The 12358-nt window shown below is 73.2% G+C and carries 12 protein-coding genes; 6 read left to right on the top strand and 6 right to left on the bottom strand.

Going from position 1 to position 12358, the window contains the following annotated elements; translation table 11 throughout:
* Positions 1-42 precede the first annotated feature (42 nt).
* Entirely contained in the window at positions 43-954 is a 912-nt protein-coding gene (locus OHS33_RS24525) for a PadR family transcriptional regulator (protein ID WP_330332559.1), read from the bottom strand.
* 1 nt (position 955) lies between these two features.
* The gene (locus tag OHS33_RS24520) at positions 956-1897 is read right to left on the bottom strand and encodes a DUF4097 family beta strand repeat-containing protein (protein ID WP_330332558.1); all 942 of its coding nucleotides are present in this window, start codon (positions 1895-1897) and stop codon (positions 956-958) included.
* A 215-nt stretch (positions 1898-2112) separates the two neighbouring features.
* Here OHS33_RS24520 and OHS33_RS24515 point away from each other — a divergent pair, with 215 nt between their 5' ends.
* The gene (locus OHS33_RS24515) at positions 2113-2928 is read left to right on the top strand and encodes a hypothetical protein (RefSeq protein WP_330332557.1); all 816 of its coding nucleotides are present in this window, start codon (positions 2113-2115) and stop codon (positions 2926-2928) included.
* 29 nt (positions 2929-2957) lie between these two features.
* Here the strand turns inward: OHS33_RS24515 and OHS33_RS24510 are convergent, their stop codons facing one another.
* Positions 2958-3929, bottom strand: a complete 972-nt coding sequence (locus OHS33_RS24510) for a LysR family transcriptional regulator (RefSeq protein WP_330332556.1) — start codon at positions 3927-3929, stop codon at positions 2958-2960.
* A 213-nt stretch (positions 3930-4142) separates the two neighbouring features.
* Here OHS33_RS24510 and snpA point away from each other — a divergent pair, with 213 nt between their 5' ends.
* Positions 4143-4799, top strand: a complete 657-nt coding sequence (gene snpA / locus OHS33_RS24505) for a snapalysin (protein WP_330332555.1) — start codon at positions 4143-4145, stop codon at positions 4797-4799.
* A 170-nt stretch (positions 4800-4969) separates the two neighbouring features.
* Here snpA and OHS33_RS24500 read toward each other — a convergent pair whose 3' ends face one another.
* The 3 genes from OHS33_RS24500 to OHS33_RS24490 form a co-directional block, all read right to left on the bottom strand.
* Positions 4970-5554: a GNAT family N-acetyltransferase gene (locus OHS33_RS24500; protein WP_330335185.1), complete on the bottom strand. Its 585-nt coding sequence runs from the start codon at positions 5552-5554 to the stop codon at positions 4970-4972.
* 180 nt (positions 5555-5734) lie between these two features.
* The gene (locus OHS33_RS24495) at positions 5735-6757 is read right to left on the bottom strand and encodes a family 2 encapsulin nanocompartment cargo protein polyprenyl transferase (RefSeq protein WP_330335184.1); all 1023 of its coding nucleotides are present in this window, start codon (positions 6755-6757) and stop codon (positions 5735-5737) included.
* A gap of 79 nt (positions 6758-6836) precedes the next feature.
* Positions 6837-8246 carry a family 2B encapsulin nanocompartment shell protein gene (locus OHS33_RS24490; protein ID WP_330332554.1) on the bottom strand — a complete coding sequence of 470 codons (1410 nt, stop codon included), beginning with the start codon at positions 8244-8246 and terminating at the stop codon, positions 6837-6839.
* A 243-nt stretch (positions 8247-8489) separates the two neighbouring features.
* Here OHS33_RS24490 and OHS33_RS24485 point away from each other — a divergent pair, with 243 nt between their 5' ends.
* From OHS33_RS24485 to OHS33_RS24470, 4 genes are all read left to right on the top strand, one after another.
* Entirely contained in the window at positions 8490-8939 is a 450-nt protein-coding gene (locus tag OHS33_RS24485; protein WP_330332553.1) for an RrF2 family transcriptional regulator, read from the top strand.
* 184 nt (positions 8940-9123) lie between these two features.
* The gene (locus OHS33_RS24480; RefSeq protein WP_330332552.1) at positions 9124-10320 is read left to right on the top strand and encodes a globin domain-containing protein; all 1197 of its coding nucleotides are present in this window, start codon (positions 9124-9126) and stop codon (positions 10318-10320) included.
* A gap of 173 nt (positions 10321-10493) precedes the next feature.
* Entirely contained in the window at positions 10494-11084 is a 591-nt protein-coding gene (locus OHS33_RS24475; protein ID WP_330332551.1) for an N-acetylmuramoyl-L-alanine amidase, read from the top strand.
* 63 nt (positions 11085-11147) lie between these two features.
* On the top strand, positions 11148-12068 hold the full coding sequence (locus OHS33_RS24470; RefSeq protein ID WP_330332550.1) for a 1-aminocyclopropane-1-carboxylate deaminase/D-cysteine desulfhydrase: 921 nt from the start codon (positions 11148-11150) through the stop codon (positions 12066-12068).
* The last annotated feature ends 290 nt before the right edge of the window (positions 12069-12358 follow it).

The following is a 12358-nucleotide window of genomic DNA, read 5'->3' as shown; positions in this document are numbered from 1 at the left end:
TGACCGGGACCCCTGGTCCGGGCGCCCCCGGCTCGGGCGCCCCTACCGGGGCGCCCGGACCGTGTGCGTGATGCGGTCCGCGGCGGTCGCCAGGTCGGCGCGGATCGCCTCCAGCCGGTCGGCGGTCAGCCCGTGGTCGCGGGCCGCGTCGCGCACGTCGTCGCGGAAGCGGTCGAGCAGCCGGTCGAGATCGCGCGCCGGGTCCTCGCTGGGGCTCAGGTCCTCGGCCCATCCGGACGCCGACGACTGCGCCTTGGCCCCGTCGTGGGTCGCGGTGGAGCCCAGCCAGACGCCCGCCAGCCCGCCGATCCTGTCGGTGAACTCCGACAGCCCCTCGCGGACCCCGGACTTCGTGAACTGGTCCTGCAACTGGCTCGCGATGCGCTGGACCTCCTCGCGGGCCCGGTCCTGGGCCTCCTTCGCCTGGCGGCGGGCCTGCTGGGCCTCCTCGCGGGCCCGGCGGCTCTCGTCCTTCGCCCGGCGGGCCTGTTCCTTCCACTCCTGACGGGCCTTGCGCAGCTCCTCCTTGGCCAGCCGCCAGGCCTCGCCCTCGACCCGGGTGTCGGACTCGGACGCGGCGGCCGCCGCCCGCATCTCGCGGCGCAGCTCGCCCGCGGCGCCCCGGACGTCATCGCGCATCTCGGCGGCCAGTTCGGAGACCGAGTCGCGGATCTCCAGCTCCAGATCGGCCAGTTCGCCGCCGCGGTCGGCCAGTTCGGCGCGGCCCGCGTCAGTGATCGAATACACCTTGCGCCCGCCCTCGGTGGCGTGCGTGACGAGCCCCTCGGCCTCCAGCTTGGCCAGCCGCGGGTACACGGTGCCCGCGGAGGGCGCGTACAGCCCCTGGAAGCGCTCCTCCAGCAGGCGGATCACTTCGTACCCGTGCCGCGGGGCCTCGTCGAGCAGCTTCAGCAAATACAGCCGCAGACGGCCGTGGGCGAAGACGGGCGGCATCTCAGAGCACCTTCTTTTCGAGCACGAGGGGGGTGGACGGAGCGGCGGCATCGGCCGGCTCGCGGCGCAGCAGGGCTATGGACCCGGAGACGGTCGTCGCCCGCAGCGTGCCGGTCCCGGACCCGAGGGTGCCGGTGATCCGCTTGGCGCCGAACTGGCCGGAGACCCGCAGGTCCTCGAAGGCGTTGGAGACCCCGCCGGTGGCGGTGTTGGCCTCGACCCGCGCGTCGGTGGGGTGCGGGAGGCGGATCGCGACCTGGCCGGAGACCGAGTTCAGCGCGATGTCCACCGGCCGCGGGGACGTCTGGTCCGGGTCCAGGTCCAGGAGCATGTCACCGCTGACCGAGTCCGCCCGTACGCTGCCGCCCGCGCCCTCGACCACGGTCAGGCCGCCGGAGACGGAGTGGAAGCCGAGGGTTCCGGTGAGGGCCTGGGCCTCCACGCTGCCGGAGACCGTGTGCGCCTTGACCGCCCCGGAGAGTCCCACGAGGGTGGCGTCACCGGAAACACCGTTGACATCGGTGGCGCCCGCGATGCCCGAGACGAAGGCGGTGGCGCTGACCGTCGCGACCTGCACCCGGGTGGCGGCGGGCACGGTCAGCGAGATGACGGCGCTGCGCTCCCAGGTCTTGCGGCCGCCGTCGGAGCCAGAGCCGGAGCCGGAGCCCGTCCAGGCCTTCCACGGCTTGGAGTCGAACCACTTGCGCAGGTTCTGCGAGCCGTTCCACGGCAGGTCCTCGTAGGAGACGGTGAGGGTGTCGCCGTCCCGCACCACATGCAAGGGCGGCCCGCTGACCTCGGTGACCTGCAGCTGCGCCGGCCCCTCGGCGGCCGCGACCACATTCACCGTGCCGCCCACGACACGGATGCGGAGCTCGGAGACCGGCTCCTCGAAGGTGAGCTGCTGGGGTTCGGCGATGGACCAGGTCGTCTGGTGTGCCATGGTGCTGATCCTCCTCGGGCAAACGCGTGGATACCGCGGTTCGGCGTAACGCAACATATCGCGTCTTCTGAGTAACACGATATATCGCGGTTGCCGGAAGTCAAGAAACTCCACCCCTACGTGTTCCGCACGCGCTCCAGGCTCTTGGATTTGGGCGGGATAGGCGGGTTGGTGGGGGTTAGGTGGGTTGCGGGGATTTGCCTTAGCGTGTGGGCATGTCGATCTCCCAGACCACGGCGGGCGGGCTGCTGCTCTGCCGCACCGAGCCCTCCACCGTCCGGCCCGCCGCCGCGCACATCCTGCGCGAGCGGCTGCTGCTCGCCCCGGCGGGCGGGTGGAGCGTCCTGGTCCCCGAGGGCAAGCCCTGGGCCGGGGCCGAGGAGTCCGTGGACGAGGTGCTGACCGGCTGGACCTCGGCGCTGGCGATCGGCGCGAACTGGCTGGTGCTGGGCCTGTGGTGGGAGTCCGGGGAGACCGGCTTCACGCTCGCGTCCGGGCTGCGCCGGCCCGTCTCCTACGGGTGGGCGGCCGACGGGACCCCGCTGGGCGACCCGGACGTCATGCGGAGCCTCGCCGTGCGGCTCGGCCTGGATCCCGTGCTCGACCTGGAGGAACTGGAGCGGCTCACCCGCCCCGACGAGGCCGCGGACGGAGAGACCCGGCTGCTCGGGCTGGTCGCGCTGCTGGGCCGGGCCGGGCTGGCACTGCCCGCCGGGCTGTCCCCGGGCGAGCCCGCCGACCGGCTGCGGGAGGCCGCGCGGATCGCCCCGGGCGCCGAGGCCGTCGAGTGGTCCGGCTGGCGCGACGCGGTACGGGCGGAACTCGACGTGGTGGAGGGCGGCCCGCTGGGCCCCTGGCTGCGCGGCCCCCGGGCCCGGCTCGCGGGCGCGGCCCAGGTCGCCGCCGGAGCCCCCCTGATGCTGTGGGCGGCCCGCCACCGCAGCCCCGGCTGGCTTGCCGCGGGGGCGCTGCTGGTCACCCACGGCGCACTGGGCCTCGCCTACGACCGGGTCCGCGGCCGGGCCGCGTAGGCGCCGCGACCAGCACTCCTGAGGCGTCCTTACGCCGCCTCCGCCTCAGCCTCCGGGTCCGGGTCCGCGGCCGCCTCCAGCAGGGGGCTCTCGTGGTGGCGCAGCCAGGCGCGGTACGGCGGGGTGCCGAGGGCCGCCTCGCGGTAGGCCGCGCGCAGGTCGTCGTAGACCTCGGCGTGTGCCCCGGGGCGGGTGGCCAGCAGCAGGCGCACGGCGAGCGGATCCCCGTACAGCGGGCGGATCGCCATGTCGTCGCGCGGCCCGGAGGTCGGCTGGCAGGGGGCGACGGCCTCGCCCGAGACGATCAGTGACGCGGCGGTGTGGTAATCGGCGTGGAGCACCGCGGGGCGCAGTCCGGCGCCCGCGAGGACCCGGCGCAGCCCGTCCCATTCGCCGTCGACGGAGGGGTCCACCGTCCAGCGGTCGGCGGCGAACTCCCGTAAGTCCACGACCGGTCTGCGGGCCGCCGGATGGTCCCGCGCCATCGAGACGAACTGCGGCTCGCGCTCCATCAGCACGTGCATCTCCAGCCCCGGCGGCACCCGCAGCGGGAAACCCTCCACCTCGTGCACGAAGGCGACGTCGAGCTGCCCCGAAGCCACCATCCGCAGCAGCGCGTTGGCCGAGACGTCCACCACGAGGGAGGTCTCGGTGTCCGGCAGCCGCCGGTGCAGCCTGCGCAGCCAGCCCGGCAGCGCGCGGCTGGCGGTGGAGCCGATCCGCAGCCGCGGCCCGTGGGCGAGCGCCCGCGCCTCGGCCACCAGGGCCGCCATGTCCTCCAGCAGGGGACGCGCCCGGCCGAGCACGCTCCGCCCGAAGGGCGTGGGCCTGCATCCGGTGCGTTCGCGCAGGAACAGCTCGCCGTCCAGGGCCCGTTCGATCCGGCGCAGCTGGGTCGTCAGGGAGGGCTGGCTCACCCCGAGCTGCCGGGCCGCCTTGTGCAGGCTGCCGGCGTCGGCGATGGCGCACAGCGCGCGCAAGTGCCTCACCTCGAGCTCCATGTCCCGAGAGTAGGGCGGCTCCCGTGGACCGCACCAGCCACTGATAGCCCCCCGAATCCCGCCATTCTCACGGAAGTTGCCCTGCCGAAAACTCGTCGATAGCCCCGCGCTATCGGGCGCTGACATCATCCGCCGGCCGCTCCGGCTCCCGCAGACTCCGGTACCGAACGACCATCCACCCCCCACCGCACCGGATGAGCAGGAGCCCCCCACATGCGCCACTCCCGCAGGACCGCGTTCGCTTCCGTCGTCGGACTCGGTCTCGCCACCGCCCTCGGCGTCCTCCCCGCCACCAGCGCCAGCGCCGCCCCCAACGGCACTTCCGCCTCGTACGCGGCCTACGAGTCCTCGCAGGAGAACGCGAACGCCAACCGCGCCTTCTTCGAGGCCGTGCAGCGCTCGGTGGCCGAGCAACGCGCCGCGAACCCGGGCCTGATGGCGGTCACGGTCACCTACAACACCCGCAACGCGCCCAGCTTCCGCAGCCAGATATCCCGCTCCACGCAGATCTGGAACTCCTCCGTCTCCAACGTCAAGCTGCAGGAGGTGTCCTCGGGCGGGAACTTCGCGTACTACGAGGGCAATGACTCGCGCGGCTCGTACGCCAGCACCGACGGGCACGGCCGGGGGTACATCTTCCTCGACTACGCGCAGAACCAGCAGTACAACTCCACCCGCGTGACCGCCCACGAGACCGGGCACGTCCTCGGCCTGCCGGACCACTACTCGGGTCCGTGCAGCGAGCTGATGTCGGGCGGCGGGCCCGGCACCTCGTGCCAGAACACCCAGCCGAACTCCGCCGAGCGCTCCCGCGTGAACCAGCTGTGGGCCAACGGCCTGGTCGCCTCGGGGATGGGCACCAAGGGCTGATCCGGCCCGGCCGCACGGGGGGCGGCCCGGGCTCCCGCCAGGATCCCGGGCCGTCCGCGGCCACCGCGTCACGTCCCCGCGCCCGTACGTACGCCGGTACGTACGGGCGCGCGTGCGCAGCGGCGTACGGGGGCCGTACGGGCCCTACGGGCGTGCGTACGGGCGTACGCTCAGCGCGGCTTGCGCCACATCGGCCACATCAGCGGGCCGTCCGGCAGCCGCAGCGGGGTTCCCGTGAACTCCCACCCGAGCCGCTCGTAGAGGCGCATGCTGCGCTCGCTGCTCGCCTCCAGATACGCCGCCACGCCCTCCCGGTCGCAGCGCTCCAGCACCGGCCGGATCAGTTCGCTGCCCAGCCCCTCCCCCTGCCGGTCCGGTGCGACCGCGATCATCAGCAGGTACTCGTGCTCCTCGGCCGTGGGGTGTATCTCGCCCATGAGCCGCCCCACCAGCTCGCACCGCTCGTTGTCCGGGTCCGCGGCCTCCCGCATGCGTGCGGGGATCTCGTCCTCGCCCTCCGGTTCCCCGGCCGGGATCCGCAGCCACAGCGCGGCGGCCGAGCCGTCCGCGGTGCGGTCGATCCGGCCTTCGGCCAGGGCCACGTCGACGAAGACGCCGAGGAACGCGGCGTGGACGGCGCGCCGGTGCTCCGGGTCGGGGAAGACCCAGGTGCTGACCGGGTCGTCGAAGAAGGCCGCGTCGAGCAGCCGCGCCACCGCGTCCCGGTCCGCCGGTCCGCCGGAACGTATCTCCATGCCCGTTTCCGAGCCCGTCCCCATGCCCGTTTCCGAGCCTGTCTCCGTACCCATCAGCCTCACCTTTCGCCACGCGCAACGACCTTGCGTGATCCTAGAGTTGGCCCGGGACGTGCGGAAAGGCCGGTTCCGGCACCTTGCGGCACCGGAACCGGCCTCCTCACCACGCGTCGGCTCGCCTCAGCGCGTCCTGCGGGTCACGAACTCGGCCAGCGCCAGCAGCCCGTCCGCCGCCCCCGGATCCGGTACGGCCCGCGCGAGCTGCTGCACGGCCCGTCCCATCCGGTCGGCGGCATGGGCCTGCGCCCAGTCCCGCCCGCCGGCCCGCTCCACCGCGTCGGCGGCCCGGCGCACGTCGCCCGCCTCCATGGCGCCCGCGTACAGGGCGGCCAGGTCCGCGCCCGCCGCCGTGCCCGAGGTGAGGGCGGCGACGACCGGCAGGGACTTCTTGCGCGCCCGCAGATCGGCGCCCGCGGGCTTGCCGGTGTGCTCCGGATCCCCCCAGATGCCGATCAGGTCGTCGATCAGCTGGAAGGCCAGTCCGGCCTCCCGGCCGAACGCGTCCATCGCGTCGACCTCCTCCGGCCCGGCCCCGGCGTACAGCGCGCCGAGGGCGCAGGCGCATCCCAGTAACGCCCCGGTCTTGGCCATGGCCATCGACAGGCACTCGTCGAGCGAGACGTGCTCGCGGCGCTCGAAGGCGATGTCCGCCTGCTGCCCGCCGCACAGTTCGATGACACAGGCCGCGAGCCGGGCCGAGGCCCGCGCCGAGGCCGGATGGGGATCCTCCGCGAGCTGCTGGAGCGCCAGCGCCATCATCGCGTCCCCGGAGATGATCGCCTCCGGTATCCCGAAGACGCTCCAGGCCGTGGCTCTGCCGCGCCTGCGCACGTCCTCGTCGATCACGTCGTCGTGCAACAGCGTGAAGTTGTGCGCCAGTTCCACCGCGACCGCCGCGGGTACGGCGTCCTCGGCGTGCCCGCCGAGCGCCTCGGCGGACGCGAGGACCAGGGCGGGCCGGATGGCCTTGCCCGCCTGGCCCGCGGCCGGGGTTCCGTCGGCCTGCTCCCAGCCGAAGTGGTACATGGCCACACGTCGCATCGATCCGGGCAGGCCCTCGACCGTACGGCGCAGTCTCGGGTTGACCGTTTCTCTTGTCCTGGCCAGCAGGACCGCGGCCTCCTGCCCGTCTCCGGGCGACATCTCGCCGCCGATCGGCACGCCTTCGCCGACCGGCCGTTCCTCGGTGGCCGTCATGCCGTCGTCTCCCCCGGCCGCCCGCTCAGCGCCAGCGCCCGATCTCGACGTTCTCCAGGACACCGAGGGCGTCCGGCACCAGGACGGCGGCCGAGAAGTAGGCGGTGACCAGGTAGGAGATGATCGCCTGCTCGCTGATCCCCATGAACCGGACGGACATGCTCGGCTCGATCTCGTCCGGGATCCCGGGCTGGTGCAGGCCGATCACACCGCCGTCGTCCTCGCCGGTGCGCATGCAGAGGATGGAGGTCGTACGGGCGTCACTGATCGGGATCTTGCTGCTCGGGAAGATCGGCACCCCGCGCCAGGACGGCACCCGGTGACCGCCGATGTCGATCGACTCGGGGTAGAGGCCGCGCTTGTTGCACTCGCGCCCGAAGGCGGCGATGGCCTTGGGGTGGGCGAGGAACATCTTGGACCCGCGGCGCATGCTGAGCAGCTGGTCCATGTCGTCGGGGGTGGGCGCGCCGTCGTGCGGCTGGATCCGCTGGTCGTACTCGGCGTTGTGGAGCAGGCCGAAGTCGCGGTTGTTGAGCATCTCGAATTCCTGGCGCTCGCGCAGCGCCTCGACCGTGAGCCGCAACTGCTCCTCGGTCTGGTTCATCGGCTGGTTGTAGAGGTCCGCGACGCGGGTGTGCACGCGCAGGACGGTCTGGGCGATGCTGAGTTCGTACTCGCGCGGCCTGGCCTCGTAGTCCACGAAGGTGCCGGGCAGGACGGCCTCGCCCTTGTGGCCCGCGGAGAGGTCGATGGCGGCCTCGCCGTACTTGTTGGTCTGCTGCTCGGGCTGGGAGCGTACGTGCTCCACGTGCGCCCGCAGCGAGTCCACGCGGTCGGCCAGCAGCTGGAAGTCCTGGCGGGAGAGGACGAGCGCGGTGCCCGAGGTGGCGGCGCGGGCGGTGTACTCCCAGATCGCCTCCTCGTCGGTGAGGGCGTTCTCGCCGAAGTACGCGCCGTCGGCGACGGTGCGCAGGACCGCGTCCTCGCCGTAGGGGCCGGGGCCGATCTGGTCGATCCGGCCGTGGGCGAGCAGGAACACCTTGTCGGCGGTGTTGCCGAAGGAGGTCAGCTCCTGGCCGGCCTCGAAGTCGACCTGGTTGCAGCGCTGGGCGAGTTCGGTGAGGACGTCGATGTCCTCGTACTCGCGCAGCAGGGGCAGTTCGCCCAGCTCGGCCGGGATCACCTGGACCTGGGTCCCGGTCTTGATGAACTCCACTCGTCCGTCACCGACGGAGTAGGTGAGGCGGCGGTTCACCCGGTAGGTGCCACCCTGCACCGAAACCCACGGCAGCATCTTCAGCAGCCACCGCGAGGTGATCTCCTGCATCTGCGGCTTGGACTTGGTGGTGGTTGCCAAGTTCCGCGCGGCTGCTGTCGCGAGACTGCGCTGCGGCTGAGGCTGGGCCTCGGACTCGGAACCTGCCTGGACCGACATGTATTTCCCTTTCGATCACTCCATGGGTCTGCGGTGGAAGCCTTTCAGGACCGTGCGTGGTGGGACCATTACACAAAAGGGTGGGACTACTCCGTCCGGGGCATGGGCACTGTCTCTGGTTCACATGAGCCTCAGGACTCACTCGACTTCCCGGGCACCCCACCTGTTCCAGCCACCTCCCGCGCCCTGCCCCTCCCGCCGCTTTAACTTGCCTCCCAGATGCAAGTTTCCTAGAGTGGGGACATGCGGCTCACCCGATTCACCGACCTGGCACTGCGCGTCCTGATGCGCCTGGCCGTCGAGGAGACGGACCTCCCCACCACCCGCGAGGTGGCGGCCGCGATGGAGGTGCCCTACACGCACACGGCCAAGGTGGTCGCGAAACTGCAGCACCTGGGCCTGGTAGAGGCCCGGCGCGGCCGCGGCGGCGGGCTGGCGCTCACCGGCGCGGGGCGCTCGGCGTCGGTCGGCGGGATCGTCCGCGAGCTGGAGGGCGCGGGGGACGTCGTCGACTGCGACGGCACCACCCCCTGCCCGCTGCGCTCCGCGTGCATCCTGCGCGGCGCGCTGCGCCGGGCCCAGGAGGCGTTCTTCGCCGCACTGGACCCGCTGACGGTGAACAGCCTGGTGGCGGCCCCGACCGGGCCGCTCCTGCTGGGCATCGCCGGACCCCGGGCCCACAGCCCCGGCTGAGGGGGCCGGTTGGCCGGTAACGGACCATCGCCGGGCCGCCCGACCTGACTCCAGGGAGCCATTCGAACACATTTCCGCATCACGGCGGGCTTCCTTCGCGCCGTTAAATACGAGTCTCATATGCAAGTTAACTCGATCCAGCTACACCCACAGACGCCCCCATACACCCACACGAGGTACACAGGTGCTTTCCGAGAAGTCGACCGCGACCGTCCGCGCCACCCTGCCCGCCGTCGGAGCGGCCATCGGTGACATCACGGAACTCTTCTACGCGAAGCTGTTCGCAGCCCATCCGGAGCTGCTGCGCGACCTGTTCAACCGCGGCAACCAGGCCGCCGGCCTCCAGAAGCAGGCGCTCGCCGGTTCCATCGCCGCCTTCGCGACCCACCTCGTCGCCCACCCGGACGTCCGCCCGGACGTGATGCTGCACCGCATCGCCCACAAGCACGCCTCGCTCGGCGTCACCCGCGAGCAGTACCCCGTCGTCCACCGGCACCTCTTCGCGGCCATCGCGGAGATCCTCGGCGAGGCCGTCACCCCCGAGGTGGCCGAGGCCTGGGACGAGGTCTACTGGCTGATGGCCAACGCCCTCATCGCCATCGAGGAGCGGCTGTACGCCGGGCAGCGGGTCGCCGCCGGTGACGTCTGGCGCGAGTGGACCGTGACCGGCCGGACCGAGGAGACCGCGGACTGCGCCACCTTCCGGCTCGCCCCCGCCGACGGGGCGCCGGCCCCGGACTTCAAGCCCGGCCAGTACGTCTCCGTCCAGGTCAGCCTCGCCGACGGCGCGCGCCAGATCCGCCAGTACAGCCTCTCCAGCGCCCCCGGCTCGCCCGTCCGCGCGATCACCGTCAAGCGGGTGCACGGCGCGGCGGCCGCGGGCCCCGACGGCGAGGTCTCCGGCCACCTGCACGCCCACGTCCACCCCGGGGACCGGCTGCGCGTCTCCGCCCCCTACGGCGACCTGGTCCTCCAGGACTCCGGGGCGCCGCTGCTGCTCGCCTCGGCCGGGATCGGCTGCACCCCGATGCTGTCGATGCTGGAACACCTCGCCGACACCGGCCACCCGGCCCCCGTCACCGTCGTCCACGCCGACCGCTCCCCCGCCGACCACGCCCTGCGCACCGACCACCGGGCGCTCGCGGGCAAACTGGGCGGCCCCGAGGCCCTGTTCTGGTACGAGGAGGCGCCCGAGGCCGGTGACCGCGCCGGCCGGGTGGACCTGACGGACGTACCCCTCGCGCCCGGCACCCGGGCATACCTGTGCGGTCCGCTGCCCTTCATGCGGGCGGTGCGCGAGCAGCTGCTCGCCAAGGGCGTGGCGCCCGCCGACATCCACTACGAGGTCTTCGGGCCCGACCTGTGGCTGGCCACGGCGTGACACCCGTGCCGGGTGGGGCGTGCGGGGCGGAGGGGGTCGGTGTCCGGATCCGCTCGCACACCGCTCGTACGCCGTACGAACGCCCTGGCCTCGGCCGGATCCTCTCCGCTACACCCGTTGCGTAACGAGGCGGACACGCAAGGTGACCGTCGCGCACCGCAAAGGAGGCGGTCATGGCCGCACCCATGTCCGCGGACCGGTTCATCGGAGCACTACGGGACGAGGGGCTGACCGTCGTCGAAGTCGGCTCCTGGCGCACCCACAACCGCAACCACAAGGGCCCCTGGGGACCCGTCAACGGCGTGATGATCCACCACACGGTCACGCGCGGCGCGCAATACACCGTCGAGATCTGCCGCGACGGCTACAGCGAACTCCCCGGCCCGCTGTGCCACGGGGTCATCACCAAGGACGGCACGGTCCACCTCGTCGGCTACGGCCGCGCCAACCACGCGGGCGCCGGCGACGGGGACGTACTGGCCGCGGTGGTCGCCGAGAAGGCCCTGCCGCCGGACAACCAGGCGGACACCGACGGCAACTCGCACTTCTACGGCTTCGAGTGCGAGAACCTCGGCGACGGCGACGACCCCTGGCCCGAGGCCCAGCTCGACGCCATCGCCCGCGCGGCGGCGGCCGTCTGCCGGTCCCACGGCTGGACCGCCCGCTCGGTGATCGGCCACCTGGAATGGCAGCCGGGCAAGATCGACCCGAAGGGCTTCACGATGAACTCGATGCGGGACCGCGTGGCGGAACGCCTGAAGTGACACCCCCGGGGGCGCGGCCGCACCCGGCCCGCGCCCCCGGGTGGGGCGGCGGACAATGGCTGGGTGAACCGTCCAGGCGACCCCGATGACCACCCCGATGACCCGTTGCGCGAGCGGGCGCCCTCGCCGTTGGCCGAGGTGTGCGACGAGCGGTTCGAGCGGTACGGGGTGCGGCTGCTGCTCAAGCGGGACGACCTGGTCCATCCCGAGCTGCCCGGCAACAAGTGGCGCAAGCTCGCGCCGAACCTGCGGGCCGCGCGGGCCGGGGGGTACGGGTCCCTCGTGACCTTCGGCGGGGCCTACTCGAACCACCTGCGGGCCACCGCGGCCGCCGGGCGGCTCGTCGGGATGGCCACGGTCGGGATCGTGCGCGGCGACGAACTGGCCGACCGGCCGCTGAACCCCTCGCTGGCCCGGTGCGTGGCGGACGGCATGCGGCTGCGCTTCGTGACCCGCTCGGCGTACCGGCGCAAGGCGGAGCCGGAGGTACTGGCCGGGCTGCTGGCCGGGGCCGGTGCGGTGGGGGCGTACGTCGTCCCCGAGGGCGGCAGCAACGCGCTCGCGCTGGCGGGCTGCGCGGAACTGGGCCGCGAGCTGCGGGGGCCGGCCGATGTGGCGGCCGTGGCGTGCGGGACGGGCGGGACCCTGGCGGGTCTGGCGGCCGGGCTCGGCCCCGGGCAGCGGGCGCTGGGGGTGCCGGTGCTGCGGGGCGGGTTCCTGGGGGCGGAGATACGTTCCCTCCAGGTGGCGGCGTACGGGGGCCCGCGGGGCGCGTGGAGTCTGGCCGAGGACTTCCACCACGGGGGCTACGCCAAGGTTCCGGCCGGGCTGGAGGCCTTCGCGGCCGACTTCGAGGAGCGGCACGGGGTGCCGGTCGAGCGGGTGTACGTGGCGAAGCTGCTGTGGGCCCTGGCCGAGCTGGCGTCCCGCGGAGCCTTCGCCCCGGGCACCCGGCTCGCCGCCGTCATCACGGGCCACCCGTGACCCCACCGGGGCCGCACCCAAAACCCCCGGGCCCGGCGCCCGGCCCGCCGCCCGGTCGGCGAAGCCGAAGGGCCCGGCCCCGGCCCGTAGCCGCCTCCGGCGGGTCCTCAAACGCCGGACGGGCTGAATTCACTCCCCCGCCGGAGCCATCCCCGCACCCGCCCCGGCCCGATACCGCGTCCCGGCAGGGACCGTCGGCGAAGCCGAAGGGCCCGGCCCCGGCCCGTCACCGCCTCCGGCGGGTCCTCAAACGCCGGACGGGCTGAATTCGCTCCCCCGGCCGGAGCCAC

It is taken from the genome of Streptomyces sp. NBC_00536 (assembly GCF_036346295.1).
In the GTDB taxonomy this organism is placed as follows: Bacteria; Actinomycetota; Actinomycetes; order Streptomycetales; family Streptomycetaceae; genus Streptomyces.
This window is presented reverse-complemented; position numbering and strand designations above follow the sequence as displayed.

Coding starts and splice junctions, on each gene's coding strand:
- OHS33_RS24485 (WP_330332553.1), top strand. CDS start 8,490: ATGCGGCTCACCCGATTCACCGACCTGGCACTGCGCGTCCTGATGCGC.
- OHS33_RS24500 (WP_330335185.1), bottom strand. CDS start 5,554: ATGGAGATACGTTCCGGCGGACCGGCGGACCGGGACGCGGTGGCGCGG.
- OHS33_RS24495 (WP_330335184.1), bottom strand. CDS start 6,757: ATGTCGCCCGGAGACGGGCAGGAGGCCGCGGTCCTGCTGGCCAGGACA.
- OHS33_RS24515 (WP_330332557.1), top strand. CDS start 2,113: ATGTCGATCTCCCAGACCACGGCGGGCGGGCTGCTGCTCTGCCGCACC.
- OHS33_RS24510 (WP_330332556.1), bottom strand. CDS start 3,929: ATGGAGCTCGAGGTGAGGCACTTGCGCGCGCTGTGCGCCATCGCCGAC.
- OHS33_RS24490 (WP_330332554.1), bottom strand. CDS start 8,246: ATGTCGGTCCAGGCAGGTTCCGAGTCCGAGGCCCAGCCTCAGCCGCAG.
- snpA (WP_330332555.1), top strand. CDS start 4,143: ATGCGCCACTCCCGCAGGACCGCGTTCGCTTCCGTCGTCGGACTCGGT.
- OHS33_RS24520 (WP_330332558.1), bottom strand. CDS start 1,897: ATGGCACACCAGACGACCTGGTCCATCGCCGAACCCCAGCAGCTCACC.
- OHS33_RS24475 (WP_330332551.1), top strand. CDS start 10,494: ATGGCCGCACCCATGTCCGCGGACCGGTTCATCGGAGCACTACGGGAC.
- OHS33_RS24525 (WP_330332559.1), bottom strand. CDS start 954: ATGCCGCCCGTCTTCGCCCACGGCCGTCTGCGGCTGTATTTGCTGAAG.